An 18,183-nucleotide genomic window follows, 5' to 3' on the forward strand; every position below is an offset into this window, starting at 1 on the left:
CAAGCAAAAAGAATGCTCGCATAATAAAAATGCCGTCTGAAACAGGTTCAGACGGCATTAGCTTTCAGACGGCATTTGATGCTTGGAAGTCAGGCAACTTGGGTTTGATGCTCGTTACCTTGACGCTCTCGGATGCAACCCAAACGGTAAACTGTCTCGCCCTGCCCGCTCAGGAATGACTGAACCGCATCGGCATCTTCGGCAGCGACGATGACGACCATACCGATACCGCAGTTAAAGGTCCGGTACATTTCTTGGGTTTCCACATTGCCCGCCTTTTGAAGCCATTGGAAAAGCTTGGGCAATTCCCACGATTCGGCATCGATTTGGGCAACCGTGTTTTCAGGCAACACGCGCGGCACGTTTTCGGTAATGCCGCCGCCGGTAATGTGCGCCATACCTTTAATGGTAAATTTTTCCAAAGCGGCAAGAATCGGTTTCACATACAGACGTGTCGGCGCAATAACGGCCTCACGCAAGGTTTTGCCATTATCAAACTCGGCATCCAGATCGGGATTGTCGCGTTCGATGATTTTACGGATAAGGGAATAGCCGTTTGAATGTGCGCCGTTGGAAGCCAAACCCAATACCACATCGCCCGCTCCGATGCTTCGGCCGGTAATGACATTCTCTTTTTCCACCACGCCGACGGCAAAACCCGCCAAATCGTATTCACCAACGGGATACATACCCGGCATTTCAGCAGTTTCCCCGCCAATCAGGGCGCAGCCGGATTCTTCGCAACCTTGTGCAATGCCTTTGATCACATCGGTCGCGCGCGGAACATCCAATTTGCCGCAGGCGAAATAATCCAAGAAAAACAAGGGCTCAGCTCCTTGAACCAAAATATCGTTGACACTCATTGCAACAAGGTCGATGCCCACCGTATCGTGTTTGTCCCAATCGAAGGCAAGCTTGAGCTTGGTACCCACGCCGTCCGTACCGCTGACCAATACGGGATTTTTATATTTTTTGCCGATTTCGACCAACGCGCCAAAACCGCCCAAATCCCCCAATACTTCCGGGCGCATCGTGCGTTTGGCAAACGGTTTGATGTTTTCGACCAGTTGGTCGCCTGCGTCGATATCGACGCCTGCATCGCGGTAACTCAATGAAGTATTCATCATTTTTCCTTGGTAAATGGGGATTGGACGTTAAAAATAACGGGGCGTATTCTACCTTATTTCTCGTTTGCCGGTTCAGATTTTTGGGCAATATTGTAAACAATATTCTTTGTATGGCAGATTTTTTGACAAACCGTGCAAGGATGTTGATGAGCCAAACAATATCAGGTTCGATATTTGAAAAATTGTCCGGAAAAACAAGCCCGCCGGATTTTGACGGATTGCCCCGTAAAATTAAAAATGCGGCTTTCCCGAAACGGCAACCGTTCCGAGACCGGAAGTACGGGCATTACCTGTCCGCAGATAATCCGGTACAAACTTTTTTATTGTTCATACAATGATTTTATTTAAGAAAATATATGACCTATCGGACAACCCGTTTCCCGATACCGGCCAATAAAATGCCGTCTGAACTTTTTTCAGACGGCATCGCATATCATTTAAACATTAATCCAGTAAACATCAATCCAACTTTTTAAAGTGGCGGCGGCGTTCCAGTTCGCTCAAGTAACGCTTACGCAGGCGGATGGATTGCGGCGTGATTTCAACGAGTTCGTCATCGTCGATAAACTCAACCGCGCCTTCCAGCGTCAGCTTGATCGGCGTGGTCAGGCGCACGGCTTCGTCGGTACCGCTGGCGCGGATATTGGTGAGTTTTTTGCCTTTTAGCGGATTGACCACCAAATCGTTGTCGCGGCTGTGGATGCCGATAATCATACCTTCGTAGATTTTGTCGTTGGGCGATACGAACATACGGCCGCGGTCTTCCAAATTCCACAAGGCGTAAGCGACCGCCTCGCCCTGCTCTTGGGACACCAGTACGCCATTGTGGCGGCCAGGCATATCGGGTTTGACGGGCGCGTAGTCGTCGAACACGTGGCTCATCAGACCGACACCGCGCGTCAGGGTCATAAATTCGCCTTGGAAACCGATCAAGCCGCGTGCAGGAATATGGTATTCGAGACGGGTACGGCCGTTGCCGTCGCTTTCCATATTAGTCAGTTCGCCACGGCGGCGGCCGAGTTCTTCCATTACCGCGCCTTGGTTGTCGTCGGGTACGTCCACGGTCAGGTTTTCATAAGGTTCGCATTTTTGACCGTCGATGTCGCGGTACACGACGCGCGGTTTGCCGACGGCGAGTTCGTAGCCTTCGCGGCGCATATTTTCCAACAAAATGGTCAGGTGCAGCTCGCCGCGCCCGGATACGCGGAACACGTCGGCATCGGCGGTATCTTCCACGCGCAGGGCGACGTTGGTCAGCAATTCTTTTTGCAGGCGGTCGCGGATTTGGCGGCTGGTTACGAATTTGCCTTCTGTGCCCGCCAGCGGGCTGGTGTTCACCATAAAGTCCATCGTCAGCGTCGGTTCGTCCACGCTCAACATCGGCAGGCCTTTGGGGTTGTCTTTGTCGGTGATGGTTACGCCGATGCCGATGTCTTCGATACCGGAAATAATCACGATGTCGCCGGCTTCGGCTTCTTCAAGCGGTACGCGTTCCAAGCCTTTGAAGCCCAAAAGCTGGTTGATGCGGCCTTGGGCGATTTGCTGCTCGTGGTTCATGACGGCAACGGTTTGACCGGGCTTGATGCGTCCGTTCAGGATGCGGCCGATACCGAGGCGGCCGGTGTAGTTGTCGTAGTCGAGTTGGGAAATTTGCAGTTGCAGCGGCTCGTCCGCGCTGCCGCTCGGTGCGGGCGTGTATTTTAGGATGGTGTCGAACAGCGGGCGCATATCGTTGCTCTCGTCGGTTTCTTCCAATTTGGCGAAACCGCTCAACCCTGAAGCGTAAACAATCGGGAAATCCAACTGCTCGTCGGTCGCACCCAAGTTGTCGAACAGCTCGAAAGTCTGGTCGATGACCCAGCTCGGGCGGGCGGACGGTTTGTCGATTTTGTTGATGACGACAATCGGTTTCAGCCCCAAAGCCAAGGCTTTTTTGGTCACGAAACGGGTTTGCGGCATCGGGCCTTCCTGCGCGTCCACCAACAAGACGACGCAGTCCACCATCCCCAAAACGCGCTCCACTTCGCCGCCGAAGTCGGCGTGTCCCGGCGTGTCGACGATATTGATGTGGTAGCCTTCGTAATCGATGGCGGTATTTTTGGCGAGGATGGTGATGCCGCGTTCTTTTTCAAGGTCGTTGCTGTCCATCACGCGCTCGTCAACCTGCTGGTTGGCGCGGAATGTGCCGGATTGGCGCAGCAGTTGGTCAACTAATGTGGTTTTGCCGTGGTCGACGTGGGCGATGATGGCGATGTTGCGGATTTGTTTCATAATTAATGTTTTTCAAAAACTGTAAGAGATAACTGCGCATTATACCACGCTTTACCGGACAGTATTTGGGAAATGAAGATGCCGTCCGAAGCCCTTGCCTTTCGGACGGTATAGTGGATTAACAAAAATCAGGACAAGGCGGCGAGCCGCAGACAGTACAAATAGTACGGAACCGATTCACTTGGTGCTTCAGCACCTTAGAGAATCGTTCTCTTTGAGCTGAGGCGGGGCAACGCCGTACTGGTTTTTGCTAATCCACTATATCTTCTTACATACTTTCAGTTATCCGGTTGCGCAGCCACCTTGCCGCAGGGGCGATTTCGCCCGCCAACAGCCCCGCCGCAATGCCTGCCGATTCTTTTATGACATCAGCCGCCGCGCCGTGCAGCCACGCACCCGCGCAGGCGGCTTCAAAAACCGGCACGCCCTGTGCGAGCAGACTGCCGATGATGCCGCCCAATACGTCGCCACTGCCCGCCGTTGCCAATCCTGCGTTGCCGCTTTCGTTGACATAGATTTCCGTATCCGGTGCGGCAACCAGTGTTTTGTGCCCCTTTAAAACCACGGTTGCGCCGAAAATTGCCCCTATCTTCCTCACTGCCGTCGTCCGATCCGCCTGAACCTGTGCAACCGTCGTTCCAAGCAGGCGCGCGGCTTCGGCAGGGTGAGGCGTTAAAATCAGGTTTTTACACCCGCGCGCCAGATTTCGGGTTTCGGCATCGGTTGATAATATGTTCAGCGCGTCCGCATCCAAAAGGACGGGCTTGTCCGTGTGTTCCGCCAAAATTCCGGCAAGCGTTCCGACCGCCGCTTTATCCGTACCCAAGCCGCAACCGGCAACCCAGGCGTTTATGCCTTGACGCTTGGTCAAACCGTCTGCCGTGTCCAACATAATTTCGGGAAAACCGGCAATGACGGCGAAAGGCAGCGTTTCCTGATTGAAACCCGCCCACACTTTTCCGCAGCCGAGATACATCGCCGCGGATGCCGCCAATATGGGCGCGCCGCTCATCCCTGCCGATCCGCCGACTACGGCGAGTGTGCCGAAAGTCCCTTTGTGCGAATCTTCCGAACGGGCTTTGAAAACATGGGGAAAACGCAATGCCGTCTGAAGCATACGGCGGCGGCTTTCACCTGAAAGATGAAAAACGGGAAACATTGCCCCTCCAATCGGTTAAAATTAAGGCTCGAAAACAAACCGATTCTACCGCCGGAAACCGATTATGAAAAACAAAACCAAAGTCTGGGACTTCCCCACCCGCCTTTTCCACTGGCTGCTTGCCGCGTCCCTGCCCTTTATGTGGTATAGCGCGAAAGCCGGCGGCGATATGCTGCAATGGCATACGCGCGTCGGGCTGCTCGTCCTTTTCCTGCTCGTATTCCGCCTCTGCTGGGGCATTTGGGGCAGCGATACCGCCCGTTTCTCCCGTTTCGTCCGAAGTTGGGCAGGCATACGCGGCTATCTGAAAAACGGCATTCCCGAACACATCCAGCCCGGACACAACCCCTTGGGCGCACTGATGGTCGTCGCGCTTCTGGTCGCCGTGTCGTTCCAAGTCGGCACGGGGCTTTTTGCCGCCGATGAAAACACCTTCAACACCAACGGCTACCTCAACCATTTGGTTTCCGAACATACGGGCAGCCTTATGCGGAAAATCCACCTCAACTTTTTCAAGCTGCTCGCCGTTTTTTCCGCAGTCCACATCGCCGCCGTCGCCGCCTACCGCCTATTTAAAAAGAAAAACCTCATCCTTCCTATGATAACCGGCTTCAAATACATCGAAGGCAAAACCTCAATCCGCTTTGCAGGCAAAGCCGCGCTTGCCGCCGCATTATCGGTTGCCGCGCTTGCCGCAGCCGCCATCCTGCTCCTGTCCTGAAACCCGACATCAATGCCGTCTGAAGCCCTTTTCTGCCTTTCAGACGGCACTCCAAACATTGCCGCTTCAAAAATACCGTTGCACAGAATATCCCACCATTCCGCAACTTCCACACAATACCGATACTTGGTATAAAATACCCTCTTTTTTCCAGCTCTCTAACACTGTATAAAATGCCGTCTGAAACCCTTCGCTTTTCAGACGGCATGAAAACAAGGAAACACACTATGCCAGAATACCGCTCCAAAACCTCCACACACGGCCGCAATATGGCGGGTGCACGCGCATTGTGGCGCGCCACCGGCGTGATGGAAACCGACTTCGGCAAGCCCATCATCGCCGTTGCCAACTCATTCACCCAATTCGTGCCAGGCCACGTCCACCTGCACAATATGGGCCAGCTTGTTGCCCGCGAGATCGAAAAAGCCGGCGCAATCGCCAAAGAATTCAACACCATCGCCATCGACGACGGCATCGCTATGGGACACAGCGGTATGCTCTATTCCCTGCCCAGCCGAGATTTGATTGCCGACTCCATCGAATACATGGTCAACGCCCACTGCGCCGACGCGCTGGTGTGCATTTCCAACTGCGACAAAATCACCCCGGGAATGCTGATTGCCGCCATGCGCCTGAATATCCCGACCATCTTCGTCTCCGGCGGTCCGATGGAAGCGGGCAAGGTCATCGGCGTGGCCAACATCCAGCCCGAACGCCGCTTGGACTTAATTGACGCGATGATCGAATCGGCGGACGACAATGTCAGCAACCGGCAAGTCGAAGAAGTCGAACAAAACGCCTGCCCGACCTGCGGTTCGTGTTCGGGTATGTTTACGGCAAACTCAATGAACTGCCTGACCGAAGCACTCGGTCTGTCCCTACCCGGCAACGGTTCGTATTTGGCGACCCACGCAGGCCGTAAAGAATTGTTCCTCGAAGCAGGCCGTATGATTGTCGAAATCACCAAGCGCTATTACGAGCAAAACGATGAAACCGTACTGCCGCGCAGCATCGCCACCAAAAAAGCGTTTGAAAACGCTATGACGATGGACATTGCGATGGGCGGCTCTACCAACACCATCCTGCATTTGCTTGCCGTCGCCAACGAAGCGGGCGTGGATTTCAAAATGGCCGACATCGACCGCTTAAGCCGCGTCGTGCCCTGCATCTGCAAAACCGCGCCCAACAACCACGACTACTATATGGAAGACGTGCATCGCGCCGGCGGCATCTTCGCCATCCTGAAAGAATTGGACAAGGCGGGCAAGCTGCACACCGACGTATACACCATCCACGCGCCGACGCTGAAAGACGCGATTGAAAAATGGGACGTAACCAACCCTGAAAACACCCGCGCCATCGAACGCTTCAAAGCCGCGCCCGGCGGCGTACGCACCACCCAAGCGTTCTCGCAAAACCGTATGTGGGAAACCCTCGACCTCGACCGCGAAAAAGGCTGCATCCGCGACGTGGCACACGCCTACTCGCAAGACGGCGGTTTGGCGGTCTTGTTCGGCAACATCGCCGAGCGCGGCTGCGTGGTAAAAACCGCAGGCGTGGACGAGAGTATCCTCAAATTCACCGGCCGCGCGCGCGTGTTTGAAAGCCAGGAAGCCGCCGTCGAAGGCATTTTGGGCAACCAAATCGTGGCAGGCGACATCGTCATCATCCGCTACGAAGGCCCTAAAGGCGGCCCGGGTATGCAGGAAATGCTGTACCCAACCTCCTACCTGAAATCCAAAGGTTTGGGCAAAGCCTGTGCCCTCCTGACCGACGGACGCTTTTCCGGCGGCACATCAGGTTTGTCCATCGGACACGCCTCGCCCGAAGCGGCGGAAGGCGGCGCAATCGGTTTGGTACACGAAGGCGACACGATTGAAATCGACATCCCCAACCGCAGCATCCGCCTTGCCATTTCCGATGAAGAGCTTGCCGCACGCCGCGCCGAAATGGAAGCACGCGGCAGCAAAGCGTGGAAGCCGGAAAACCGCGACCGCTACGTCTCCGCCGCCCTGCGTGCCTACGGCGCGATGGCGACTTCCGCCGACAAAGGCGCAGTACGCGACGTATCGCAAATCGAAAGATAAGCCCCAAAACGTGCGGCAAATGCCGTCTGAACAGTAAAGGTCTGATTATGGACAAATTTATCTGGGCGATGGCGGTATTTGCCGCAATTTTGGCCCTCGTTATCGGTAGCGGCTTTACCGCCCTCGAATATGTGAAAGAGCCGCTGCCGACCGCCCCTTATGCCGTTTCCACACCGCAAACCGCCGAAATCAAACCGCCGACACATCCTGCCGGAACGGAATCCCCCGTGCTGCCGATTGACGGTTCAAACCCCGCGCTCGTTTCAAACACTGCTGATGCGGACGGACAGGACGCGCCTGACAGAAAGACAGCCGATACCGTTTCCATCATCGGTGTCGGCGACATTATGCTCGGCAGCAATTATCCGGTCGATTACCTGCCCAACACCAATATTCTGAAAAACGTCGAATCCGTCTTGCAAGACGCAGACATTACCGTCGGCAACCTTGAAGGCACACTGTTTGACGAAGGCGGTACGCCGAAAAAATGTGCAAACCCCAAAATATGCTATGCATTCCGAACGCCCTCCGCATACGGGCAATACCTTGCCGACGCAGGATTCGACTACCTCAGCTTCGCCAACAACCACAGCAACGACTTCGGCGCGCAAGGCATCACGGCAACGGCAGGCAACCTTGACGAATTAAACATCAAATATTCGGGCATCGAAAACAGGTTTGAAACCGCCATCCTGAAGAAAAACGGCGTGAGATACGGCTTCGTCTCCTTCGCCCCCAACCTTGCCGCCGTCAAACTGAACGATTATGCCAAAGTCAGAAAACTGATTCGGAAAACCAAACAAAAAGCCGACATCGTCATTGTGATGTTCCACGGCGGCGCGGAAGGGAAACAGGCGGAACATCTGCCGTTCGATACCGAAATCTTCTATGGGGAAAACAGGGGCAACGTCGTCGAGTTTGCGCGGCTTGCCGTCGATTCCGGCGCGGATGTCGTATTCGGGCAGGGGCCGCACGTTACTCGCGCCGTCGAACTTTACCGCGACCGCTTCATCTCCTACAGCGGCGGCAACTTTGCCACCTACGGCGCAATCAACACCTCCGGCATCAGCGGCATCGCGCCGATTTTCAAAATCATCACCGACAAACAGGGGCGGTTCGTTTCCGGCAACATTATCCCCATCACTCAAGTCGGCGATAAAATCCCCAAAATCGACCCCGAGAAAACCGTTATCGGGCGGATTATTTATCTGAACCGCAGCGATTTCCCCAAGGGGAACGGGCTGGATGTCTCGCCCGACGGCGACATCACGCGCCGGTAAAGAAATATTGGAAATGCCGTCCGAACAAATGCCGTCTGAAAGCCTTTTTTCGGGCTTCAGACGGCATCCGCGTTTCAGACGGCGTTTTTCAATCCGTCAATAATCCACTTTAATCCCCGAGGCTTTTTCCGCTCCGCCCGCACCGCCTTCCGCTTCAAACTGCAAGGGATACAGGTTGAGCTTTTCCATCAGGATTCTGTCGCCGTCTTCGTCCGGATTGCCCGTGGTCAGCAGCTTGTCGCCGTAAAAAATCGAGTTCGCGCCCGCCATAAAGCACATCGCCTGCATTGCTTCCGGCATATTGCTGCGCCCTGCCGACAGCCGGACATAACTTTGCGGCATCGTAATCCGCGCCACGGCGATGGTGCGGACAAATTCCGTCCAGTCCAAATCTTCGGCATCGGCAAGCGGCGTGCCTTCCACTTTGACCAACCGGTTAATCGGCACGCTTTCGGGCTGCGGGTCGAGATTGGCGAGGCTGGCAATCAGCCCTGCGCGTTCGGCGCGGGTTTCGTTCATCCCGACGATACCGCCGCAGCAGACTTTCAAACCGGCGTTGCGGACTTTGCCCAAGGTGTCCATACGGTCTTCGTGCCGGCGTGTGTGGATGATGTCGTTGTAGCGGTCGGGGTCGGTGTCGAGGTTGTGGTTGTAATAATCCAATCCTGCTTCTTTAAAGTCTTCCGCCATACCTTCTTCGAGCATACCGAACGTGCCGCAGGTTTCCATACCCAAGCCCTTGACGGCTTTGATGATTGCGGAAACCGTCTCCACGTCTTTGGGTTTGGGACCGCGCCATGCCGCGCCCATACAAAACCGGCTTGCGCCGCGCGATTTGGCGATTTTGGCTTTTTCGACGATTTCATCCACATCCATCATCTGCTCTTTGCCCAGATTGGTGTTGTGGTGCGCCGATTGCGGACAGTAGGCGCAATCTTCGGGACAACCGCCGGTTTTGATGGACAACAGCGTGGAAAGCTGGATTTCGCGCGGGTTGAAATTTTGGCGGTGGACTTCTGCCGCCTGATGGACAAGTTCTAAAAACGGCAGTCCGAAAAGTGCCTCGACATCGCATTTTTTCCAATAGCGCGCGGTGGGATGAGGCTTGCACTCGGTCTTACGGCGCAAGGCGACGGGGGATACGGTCATAATGTGTTCTTTCGTATTTACAGCGGCGCAATGACGCTGACAGGCAAACCGCCGGCGCAATGACGGCGGTTGCGGGTAATCAAATGGCTGAAAACAGCGGCGGCAAGTGTAACGCGTTTGAAAATACGGGGCAAACGGTTTTTCCGCCTTTGTGCCGCGCAGCCGGGCAATGCCGTCTGAAGGGCTTTCAGACGGCATTGCCCGGGCTATCTCAAAGCGTCCAGCAGTTTGGTGTGTATTCCGCCGAAACCGCCGTTGCTCATCACCAAAATATGGTCGCCGGTTCGGGCGTTTTTCACAATTTCGGCAACGAAGGCATCGAAATCCTTGCCGACGTGCAACCTGCCGCCCAAAGGCGCGAGGGCTTCGGCGACGTTCCAGTCCACACCGCCGGCGTAGCAGAACACTTGGTCGGCTTCTTTGAGACTTGCGGGCAGGGCGGCTTTCATGGTGCCGAGTTTCATGGTGTTGGAACGCGGCTCGAGGACGGCGAGGATACGCGCGCCGCCGATACGTTGGCGCAAACCTTGAATCGTGGTTTCGATGGCGGTCGGATGGTGGGCGAAGTCGTCGTAAACGGTGATGCCGTTTGCCGTGCCTTTGATTTCCATCCGGCGTTTAACGTTTTTAAACGCGTTCAAGGCTTCGCAGGCCGTCCGAATATCAACTCCGGCGTGACGCGCGGCGGCGATGACGGCAAGCGCGTTCATACGGTTGTGCCTGCCCATCAAATCCCATTTGACACGTCCGGCTTTTTTGCCGTCAAGCAACACGTCGAACGAGCCGTCGGTATTGACTTCGCCGGCCTGCCAGCCGTGTTCCGTGCCGAATTTCTCCACCGGCGTCCAGCAGCCTTTGTCCAAAGTGTCTTGCAGGCTTTGCTGCTGTCCGTTGCAGACGATTAAGCCTTCAGACGGCACGGTGCGCACGAGGTGGTGAAACTGGGTCTGTATCGCGCCCAAGTCGGCAAAAATATCGGCGTGGTCGAATTCTAAATTGTTCAACACGGCGGTACGCGGGCGGTAATGCACGAATTTGGAGCGTTTGTCGAAAAAGGCAGTGTCGTATTCGTCGGCTTCGATGACGAAAAACGGCGATTTGCTGTTCGGGTCTTGACGCGGTGTTTGCGGCAGGCGGGCGGAAACGCCGAAATTTTCCGGTACGCCGCCGATGAGGAAGCCCGGCGCGAGGCCGGCATATTCCAAGACCCAGGCGAGCATGGACGCGGTAGTCGTTTTGCCGTGCGTCCCCGCCACGCCGAGTACCCAATGATGGTGCAACACGTTTTCCGACAGCCATTGCGGGCCGGAAATATAAGGCAGGCCGCGGTTCAAAATCGCTTCAACCACATCCATCCCGCGCTTGGCGACATTGCCGATAACGTAAACGTCGGCTTTAAATTCGTCCAACTGCGCGGCATCGAAGCCTTCGTGTACGTCTATACCCAAGGCTTCGAGCTGGGTGCTCATCGGCGGATACATCTTCGCGTCGCAACCGCTGACTTCAAACCCCGCTTCTTTGGCAATGGCGGCAAGCCCGCCCATAAACGTGCCGCCGATACCAATAATATGGATGTGTTTCATCAAAGTTCCCCAATCGTTCAAATTTTGCCGTCCGACAGCGCAAGGGCTGATTCGGCTTCAATCAGTGCGGCTTGATGCCGGCAGCCGAACCGTCTTTCTGTGCATTTCCTTTCGGATTTTGGGCGGCTTCGTCCCTCACCGGGTCCGAATAATCACCGGTCCCTGTGTCTTCCGCCCTGTCTTTCACGGCAGGCCTGACCGAACTGTACACCCGGTCCCGCCCCAGATTCACACCCGAACAGTGTTTTCCCGGAGTTTGGCTGTAACTGACCTTGCCGTTTTGACGGCATTCGTACACTGCCGCAGATGCCGTCTGAACCGCCGCAGCCAGCATCAGCCCCGCAATAATTTTAGATGTTTTCATATCAAGACTCCTTCAAAACCATTTCCACCACACCCAAGCCAAAACCGCCGCCGCCACGGCATTGGACAATAAGATGAGTTTCCACTGTCCCGCCTTATGCGGCACGGCCCTTCTCGGCTTCAAAACGCCGCCATAAAAAAACGGCGACAGCAGCATAGAAGCGATACATAAGAAAATCAATACGCCGTAATAGATTTTTTCAGACGGCATTTCTTTTCCTCAATACGCCGACCGCTGCCGCATCTGCTCGAACAGGCAGACGGTCGCCGCCATCGCGACATTTAAAGACTCGGTCGCGTCGTGCATCGGAATCCTGACGCACTTGTCCGCCCTGTCCAAAACCGCTTTGCCGACGCCCGCGCCTTCGTTGCCGAACACCCAGGCTGTCGGTCCGCACAAATCTTCGCCGTACAAAACCGCCTGCTTTTCCTCGTGCAAGGCGGTGGCAAACACACGGCCTTTATAGCTTGCCAACCATATTTCCAAATCCGCCTGCGGATAAATGTCCGACAGGAAATGCGCGCCCATCCCCGCGCGCAATACCTTGGGCGACCACGCGTCCGCGCAACCTTTGCCCAAAACGACCGCGCCGATTCCTGCCGCCGCCGCGCTCCGCAACACCGTGCCGACATTGCCCGGGTCTTGCACGCCGTCCAAAACCACGCAGTCGCCGCCGGCCGGCAAAGCACCCGCATCCGGAATATCAATCAGCGCAAGCACATCATCCGCACAAGTCAAGCTGCTGATTTTTTTCAATATGCCGTCTGAAACGGAAAAAATCCTGTCTTCCGGCAAAACCGCCGTCAATTTACGGACTTCTTCAGACGGCATTTTGCCCCCGGGAATATATACCCCGAGCGGCATCCCGCCGGATTGTAGGAAAACCTGAAGCAGGTGCACGCCCTCCAAAACGGTTTGGGCATACTGCCGTCTGAACTTTCCTTGCGACAACAGGCGGTGCAGGTGTCTGATGTGTTCATTATTGGTCGAACTGATGTGTTTCACTTCACAAGCCTTTTAGAAATATGCAACCGGACAATACCCGACTGAACGCCGCCGAAATCTGTTTGCGATATTATCAAAATAAAATGGGAAAGTCAGGATGGACGGGCAAAATGCCGTCTGAAACCGAGATTTGAAAATCCGCACAACAGTTTGCCAACGCCAATGGACGGTTTCCGCTGTCGGCAACAAGCGGCCAGATTGGGCGCAGGGCGGGCAAAACCCGTTTCCCCTGAAGGATTTTTTTCACATTTTTATGGATGCGGCCCACGGTCAACGTATCCGATGCCGCTACCGTCCTCAAAATCCCGTCCTGTTCCAAAAGATGCCCGGGAAGCCCGAACGGATGGCGTTTTAAAACAAATCCCTGATCCGTCAATATTTCCCTTAAATTTCCGCTCACCTGCCTGTCTTTCAAAAACCGTAATTTATCCGTTTTTTCCAATCGGAACACAAACAGCCTGTCCGCATAATGATGCAGCTCAAAACCGGACAGCGTCCATTGGCCTGTCTTCGCCTCCGTCAAAACACGGGCGATATCGGCAAGTGCGTTCTGATTCGGCACGGGAATGCCGTTTTCCTTCAGAAAATGCCGCAAAATATGGGTTTTCCGGCGCGGGGAAAACGCCTGCCAACGCACCGTATCGAAACTGCCTTCCTCACAGACCCAACGGCAGTCCTGAACGACGACCTCGTCCAGCAAAGCCAAATCTTCCTGCAAAGCGCGGACATTGTTCAGCACATGCCGCCCGAAATGGGGAATCTGCGCGGAAAGTTCGGGCAAAATACGGTGTCGGAAGCGGTTTCGCAAATAAGCCGTATCGCTATTGCTTTCGTCCTCGATATTCGGCAAACCGTGTTTTTTTGCATAATCCTGCACATCTTGCCGTGAAAAAGGCAGCAAAGGCCGCCAGATGATGCCGTTTTCCCCAAAAGGACGGACGGCGGGCATAGCCGCCAAAGCGCGCAAACCGCCGCCGCGCGCGACCGCCAGCATAAAGGTTTCGACTTGGTCGTCCCTGTGGTGCGCCAACGCCAAAACGTCAAAGCCTTTTTCGGCAAACGCGGCATAACGCTTTTGCCGCGCCGCCGCCTCGATGCCCAAACCGTTTTTTTCCACGCAGACCTTAACCGTTTCCAGCCCCACCCCGAGCATATCGCAATAGTTTTGGCAGAAATCCGCCCAATTGTCGGCACGGGGGCTCAAGCCGTGATGGATGTGCAATGCCTCCGGCACAAATCCTGCCCGTTTCCCGGCGCGGACAAGCAGGTGCAGCAAAACGACGGAATCCAATCCGCCGCTTAATGCCACTGCTGTTTTTTTTCCATTCAGACCTTGAGGGAAACAATCCTTCAAGCATTGCTCAAACGCATCTAAAGTCAGCACGGCTCCGTCCCGATAAAGAAAAAGCAAGCAGTTTCAGACAAACTGCTTGCTGCTTGTTCTACCCGAATTATTGTTCCGAAAATTTGCCGTAAGCCATAATGCGGTCGAAACGGCGTGAAAGCAGATCGGCGAGCGGTATACTTTGCGCTTCGTGCAGTTGTTTTTCCAAAACGGTTTTCACGTTTTTCATGGTTTGCCCGAAATCCCGATGCGCGCCGCCCAATGGTTCTTTGATGACGGTATCGACCAAGTCCAGCTTTTGCAGGCGGTCGGCAGTAATGCCCAAAGCCTGTGCCGCATCAGCCGCCTTTTCGGCGGTTTTCCACAAAATAGACGCGCAGCCTTCGGGGGAAATAACGGAATAGGTCGAATATTGCAGCATATTGACGTAATCGCCTACAGCAACCGCCAATGCGCCGCCCGAACCGCCTTCGCCGATGACGGTACACAAAACGGGAACGCGCAGGCGCGTCAGTTCGTACAGGTTTTTGCCGATGGCTTCCGACTGCCCGCGTTCTTCCGCGCCGATGCCCGGATACGCACCCGGCGTATCGATAAAGGTCATGACAGGCAAGCCGAATTTCTCAGCCGTTTTCATCAGGCGCAGGGCTTTACGGTAGCCTTCGGGGCGCGGCATACCGAAGTTGCGGCGGATTTTTTCTTTGGTGTCGCGCCCTTTCTGATGCCCGACGACCATCACGCTTTGTCCGTTGAAACGTGCCAATCCGCCGACAATCGCATAATCGTCGGCAAAGTGGCGGTCGCCGTGCAGCTCTTCAAAATCGGTAAACAGCGCGTCAATGTAATCCAAAGTATAGGGACGCTGCGGATGCCGGGAAACCTGTGAAATCTGGGCGGGCGTAAGTTTGCCGAAAATAGACTTGGTCAAATCGTTGCTTTTTTTCTGCAAACGGTGTATTTCGTCCGAAATATCGACGGCAGACTCGTCTTGGACGAAACGCAGCTCATCGATTTTGTTGGTCAGTTCGGCTATGGGTTGTTCAAAATCCAAAAAAACAGGTTTCATAGAATGAAGCTCTCATCAACAGATTCTGCCGCTATCATACGCTATTTGTGCATATTCCGCAGTTAATTTATTGTCCAAAACGGCTTTTCCACACCCTCTTTTTGTGTTCGGGCAGCATGGGAAACAGGGGGATTAGTGCATATATACTAGTTATAAGGCGGCGTATCTTATGCTAAACTCGAAACAAATTCAATTATTTCAAACAAAATCGTATGAAAGACAAGCACGATTCTTCCGCCATGCGGCTGGACAAATGGCTTTGGGCGGCACGTTTTTTTAAAACCCGTTCCCTTGCGCAAAAGCACATCGAACTGGGTAGGGTTCAAGTAAACGGCTCGAAGGTCAAAAACAGTAAAACCATAGACATCGGCGATATTATCGACCTGACGCTCAATTCCCTTCCCTATAAAATCAAGGTTAAAGGTTTGAACCACCAACGCCGCCCTGCATCCGAGGCGCGGCTTCTGTATGAAGAGGACGCAAAAACGGCAGCATTGAGGGAAGAGCGCAAACAGCTCGACCAATTCAGCCGCATCACTTCCGCCTATCCCGACGGCAGACCGACCAAGCGCGACCGCCGCCAACTGGACAGGCTGAAAAAAGGAGACTGGTAAAACCGTTCACGCCGTAAACAGAAGCACGAGCCGCGTACCGCCGCATTTCAGACTGCATTGCCGAAACTCATTCCGTCTCTTCTATCCATGCCTGCTGGACGGCCTCGAGGATGCGTTCGCCGCAACGGGCAGGATCGTCGTCAAATTCGGGCAATGCCATAATCAGGTCGCGCAGTTGGGTAAAGCGCACGGTTTTGGGATCGATGGTTTCGCCGTGCAGGTCGTAGAGTTCTTCGGCGATGCGCCGGGTGTCGGTCCATTTCATATGAATTTCCTTTTATCGTCCGGCATTGAAGCCGTGTAGAATATGTTTCGGCAAAACTGCCGCCCTTTGAGGATGGCTGAATGTTTCAACTCGCCGGACACCACCCTATGTGTCCTGATCTGGGAGGAGTTGCCCCTCCCAAACAAATCTGATTCTACCGCCCCGAAGAGCGGGGTTTCAACCGACAAGGAAGATTGATGAACAATCCGTTGGCCGCAAAATTGTCCAAACTGGTTTATACCGCTTCCGACCATCCCGACTCCCTGTCGGAGATGGAGGAGTTTGACCGTCTGATTCTGCTGATACGCAAACTGTATCAAATATTGGACGGACAACATACCCTCTACAGAGTAACGGTTTGCCTTCACTACCGGAACAGGCGCGGTCTGATTGCCTTGGATAAAGCGGCTGCCGGTTGCGATGCAGCAATGTTGCGCGCCCGGCGTTGGCGCATCTACACGCAGATTGCGGAACGCCTTTCCGGGTCGGGCGGAGGCTTCACGGTTACGGCAGAAAGCGTGTCCGCCGCCTGCCCCGAGCTTGAAGGACGCTATCTCGACCTTGTTCGCCGTACCGCCGCCTCTTTCGGTTTCGCGCAAGGATGGGAAAATCCGGCAGGCAGACAGGAAGAAACGCAAGCCGTCTCGGATGCCGCATCGGGCTACTCCGTCAGAAAAGCGATTAAAATCAATATAGAAGCGAAAGTGGAACGCTATCCTGCATACCGCCCGACCGCCGCCCTGAAAGTAACCTGCCGACGGTTTTTCCGGCTGCAAAACCGGTAAATACCCGTGCATCGCGCCCGAGTAATCCGTCTCGGATGCCGCACCAATCCGTTCTGTCAGAAAACCGATAAAAATCAATATAGAATCGAAAGTTCCACCTGTACGAATGCCTGTTTTCGGGCGATTGCGCCTTATCCGCGCAACAATGCCGTCTGAAGCGCACCGGCTTCAGACGGCCTGTTTTCAGTGTTCTTCGCGCGCGTGGTTGATGGTGTATTTGGGGATTTCCACAATCAAATCCTCGCCGGCGACAACCGCCTGACAACTCAGGCGCGAATCGGCTTCCAAACCCCAAGCCTGATCGAGCAGGTCTTCTTCCAATTCGGTCGGTTCTTCCAAACTGTCGAAACCTTTGCGGATGATGACATGGCAGGTGGTACAGGCGCAGGATTTTTCGCAGGCGTGATCGACTTCGATGTCGTGGTCGAGCAGTACGTCGAGGACGGTTTTGCCTTCCGGCGCGTCTTCGATAACCGCGCCTTCGGGGCATAATGTCGTGTGTGGAAGTACGGTGATTTTGGGCATTTTTATTGTCTTTCTGTAAAAGTGGTTGTGTCCGTTTTTAGGAAAACTGTCTGCCTAATGTCGCGGTTCGAGCAGGTCGGCAACATTTTGCCAGCCTATCAGGCGGGCAAAATCGAGGGCGGTATAGCCTTCCGATGTCTTTGAGGCAGGATTTGCGCCGTATTCAAGCATGGCTTGAACCATAAGTGCATTTCCTGCGATGGCTTCATGATGAAGCGGCGTATAGCCGTCTTCGTCCTGCTCATGCAGAAAATCCGGATTTTGGGACAACTGTTGCCGAAAATCGTCAATACAGTTCCGTGACATCGGATGCTCTTCCAGATTTTCGGGGTGTTCTTTTTCTTCATACACCAGCAATACCTGCCCGGGATCGCCGAAATCGATTCCCCATGCGGCATCGTGTTCTGCGCGCTCCTCTTCCGTCATCTGCCCGCGCATTGCCTGTATGGTAAAGCCGCCGTAGGGGATGCCGTTGCACACGAACATCCAGTCGCTGATGTCGCCAACCGGAACGCAAACGCTTTCGCCTTGTTCGACATTGGTCAGTTCGCCGGGTTCATTGTTCAGCACACCATAAATGTAAAGACCGTCAAAATAAATATCGTCGATCCACATATGTTCGCAAATTTCGCCGTCCGTGCCTTCTTCGAAAAAAGGGGCTTTGACCATGGCAAAATCCAAGGCGGGAATGATGCGGCGGCGTTCCCAAAAAAGCTCGCGCCAGAAATATTTGAATGTTTTACGGGCGCGTTCGCCGGCACGGTTTACCGGTTCGTCTGCCTGTTCTACATAATAAATGACGGAATCGCCCATCATACTGCTCCTCAACGTGTACGG

Annotated in this window: 19 protein-coding genes; 6 read left to right on the top strand and 13 right to left on the bottom strand. The window is 54.4% G+C overall.

Annotated features, from left to right (window positions below):
• Positions 1 to 89 precede the first annotated feature (89 nt).
• From purM to Q3O06_RS02470, 3 genes are all read right to left on the bottom strand, one after another.
• The gene (gene purM / locus Q3O06_RS02460) at positions 90 to 1,124 is read right to left on the bottom strand and encodes a phosphoribosylformylglycinamidine cyclo-ligase (protein WP_301817530.1); all 1,035 of its coding nucleotides are present in this window, start codon (positions 1,122 to 1,124) and stop codon (positions 90 to 92) included.
• Positions 1,125 to 1,586: 462 nt separating this feature from the next.
• Positions 1,587 to 3,398: a translational GTPase TypA gene (typA, locus tag Q3O06_RS02465; protein WP_003751895.1), complete on the bottom strand. Its 1,812-nt coding sequence runs from the start codon at positions 3,396 to 3,398 to the stop codon at positions 1,587 to 1,589.
• Positions 3,399 to 3,666: 268 nt separating this feature from the next.
• Positions 3,667 to 4,557 carry an NAD(P)H-hydrate dehydratase gene (locus tag Q3O06_RS02470; protein ID WP_301817482.1) on the bottom strand — a complete coding sequence of 297 codons (891 nt, stop codon included), beginning with the start codon at positions 4,555 to 4,557 and terminating at the stop codon, positions 3,667 to 3,669.
• Between the two features lie 64 nt (positions 4,558 to 4,621).
• On the opposite strand from Q3O06_RS02470, the gene Q3O06_RS02475 reads away from it, so the two are divergent.
• The 4 genes from Q3O06_RS02475 (at position 4,622) to Q3O06_RS02490 (ending at position 8,645) form a co-directional block, all read left to right on the top strand.
• Positions 4,622 to 5,278, top strand: a complete 657-nt coding sequence (locus Q3O06_RS02475) for a cytochrome b/b6 domain-containing protein (RefSeq protein ID WP_301817483.1) — start codon at positions 4,622 to 4,624, stop codon at positions 5,276 to 5,278.
• A gap of 12 nt (positions 5,279 to 5,290) precedes the next feature.
• Positions 5,291 to 5,413: a hypothetical protein gene (locus Q3O06_RS02480; RefSeq protein ID WP_301817484.1), complete on the top strand. Its 123-nt coding sequence runs from the start codon at positions 5,291 to 5,293 to the stop codon at positions 5,411 to 5,413.
• 92 nt (positions 5,414 to 5,505) lie between these two features.
• Entirely contained in the window at positions 5,506 to 7,365 is a 1,860-nt protein-coding gene (gene ilvD, locus Q3O06_RS02485) for a dihydroxy-acid dehydratase (protein ID WP_301817531.1), read from the top strand.
• Positions 7,366 to 7,412: 47 nt separating this feature from the next.
• Positions 7,413 to 8,645: a CapA family protein gene (locus Q3O06_RS02490; protein WP_301817485.1), complete on the top strand. Its 1,233-nt coding sequence runs from the start codon at positions 7,413 to 7,415 to the stop codon at positions 8,643 to 8,645.
• Between the two features lie 96 nt (positions 8,646 to 8,741).
• Here Q3O06_RS02490 and bioB read toward each other — a convergent pair whose 3' ends face one another.
• The 7 genes from bioB to Q3O06_RS02525 form a co-directional block, all read right to left on the bottom strand.
• Entirely contained in the window at positions 8,742 to 9,794 is a 1,053-nt protein-coding gene (gene bioB / locus Q3O06_RS02495; RefSeq protein ID WP_301817532.1) for a biotin synthase BioB, read from the bottom strand.
• Positions 9,795 to 10,000: 206 nt separating this feature from the next.
• On the bottom strand, positions 10,001 to 11,377 hold the full coding sequence (gene mpl, locus Q3O06_RS02500) for a UDP-N-acetylmuramate:L-alanyl-gamma-D-glutamyl-meso-diaminopimelate ligase (RefSeq protein WP_301817487.1): 1,377 nt from the start codon (positions 11,375 to 11,377) through the stop codon (positions 10,001 to 10,003).
• Positions 11,378 to 11,438: 61 nt separating this feature from the next.
• Positions 11,439 to 11,741: a DUF4124 domain-containing protein gene (locus tag Q3O06_RS02505; RefSeq protein ID WP_301817489.1), complete on the bottom strand. Its 303-nt coding sequence runs from the start codon at positions 11,739 to 11,741 to the stop codon at positions 11,439 to 11,441.
• Between the two features lie 12 nt (positions 11,742 to 11,753).
• Entirely contained in the window at positions 11,754 to 11,951 is a 198-nt protein-coding gene (locus tag Q3O06_RS02510; protein ID WP_301817491.1) for a hypothetical protein, read from the bottom strand.
• A gap of 9 nt (positions 11,952 to 11,960) precedes the next feature.
• A complete protein-coding gene (locus Q3O06_RS02515; protein WP_301817493.1) occupies positions 11,961 to 12,746 on the bottom strand; it encodes a TrmH family RNA methyltransferase in 786 nt (261 codons plus the stop codon).
• 73 nt (positions 12,747 to 12,819) lie between these two features.
• Positions 12,820 to 14,130: a tRNA lysidine(34) synthetase TilS gene (gene tilS, locus Q3O06_RS02520; RefSeq protein ID WP_301817495.1), complete on the bottom strand. Its 1,311-nt coding sequence runs from the start codon at positions 14,128 to 14,130 to the stop codon at positions 12,820 to 12,822.
• A gap of 67 nt (positions 14,131 to 14,197) precedes the next feature.
• The gene (locus Q3O06_RS02525; RefSeq protein WP_301817496.1) at positions 14,198 to 15,157 is read right to left on the bottom strand and encodes an acetyl-CoA carboxylase carboxyltransferase subunit alpha; all 960 of its coding nucleotides are present in this window, start codon (positions 15,155 to 15,157) and stop codon (positions 14,198 to 14,200) included.
• A 212-nt stretch (positions 15,158 to 15,369) separates the two neighbouring features.
• Here Q3O06_RS02525 and Q3O06_RS02530 point away from each other — a divergent pair, with 212 nt between their 5' ends.
• Positions 15,370 to 15,771: an RNA-binding S4 domain-containing protein gene (locus Q3O06_RS02530; RefSeq protein WP_014582432.1), complete on the top strand. Its 402-nt coding sequence runs from the start codon at positions 15,370 to 15,372 to the stop codon at positions 15,769 to 15,771.
• A gap of 67 nt (positions 15,772 to 15,838) precedes the next feature.
• On the opposite strand, the gene iscX is transcribed toward Q3O06_RS02530, so the two are convergent.
• On the bottom strand, positions 15,839 to 16,036 hold the full coding sequence (gene iscX / locus Q3O06_RS02535; protein WP_118792638.1) for a Fe-S cluster assembly protein IscX: 198 nt from the start codon (positions 16,034 to 16,036) through the stop codon (positions 15,839 to 15,841).
• A 197-nt stretch (positions 16,037 to 16,233) separates the two neighbouring features.
• Here iscX and Q3O06_RS02540 point away from each other — a divergent pair, with 197 nt between their 5' ends.
• Positions 16,234 to 16,821 (top strand): amino acid permease, encoded by a 588-nt coding sequence (locus tag Q3O06_RS02540; RefSeq protein ID WP_301817497.1) that lies wholly within the window; start codon positions 16,234 to 16,236, stop codon positions 16,819 to 16,821.
• Positions 16,822 to 17,004: 183 nt separating this feature from the next.
• On the opposite strand, the gene fdx is transcribed toward Q3O06_RS02540, so the two are convergent.
• Both fdx and Q3O06_RS02550 read right to left on the bottom strand, forming a co-directional pair.
• The gene (gene fdx / locus Q3O06_RS02545) at positions 17,005 to 17,346 is read right to left on the bottom strand and encodes an ISC system 2Fe-2S type ferredoxin (RefSeq protein ID WP_002219289.1); all 342 of its coding nucleotides are present in this window, start codon (positions 17,344 to 17,346) and stop codon (positions 17,005 to 17,007) included.
• A gap of 54 nt (positions 17,347 to 17,400) precedes the next feature.
• On the bottom strand, positions 17,401 to 18,162 hold the full coding sequence (locus tag Q3O06_RS02550; RefSeq protein ID WP_301817499.1) for a DUF2314 domain-containing protein: 762 nt from the start codon (positions 18,160 to 18,162) through the stop codon (positions 17,401 to 17,403).
• Positions 18,163 to 18,183 lie beyond the last annotated feature (21 nt).

The organism is Neisseria maigaei (genome assembly GCF_958267405.1).
Lineage (GTDB): Bacteria > Pseudomonadota > Gammaproteobacteria > Burkholderiales > Neisseriaceae > Neisseria > Neisseria bergeri.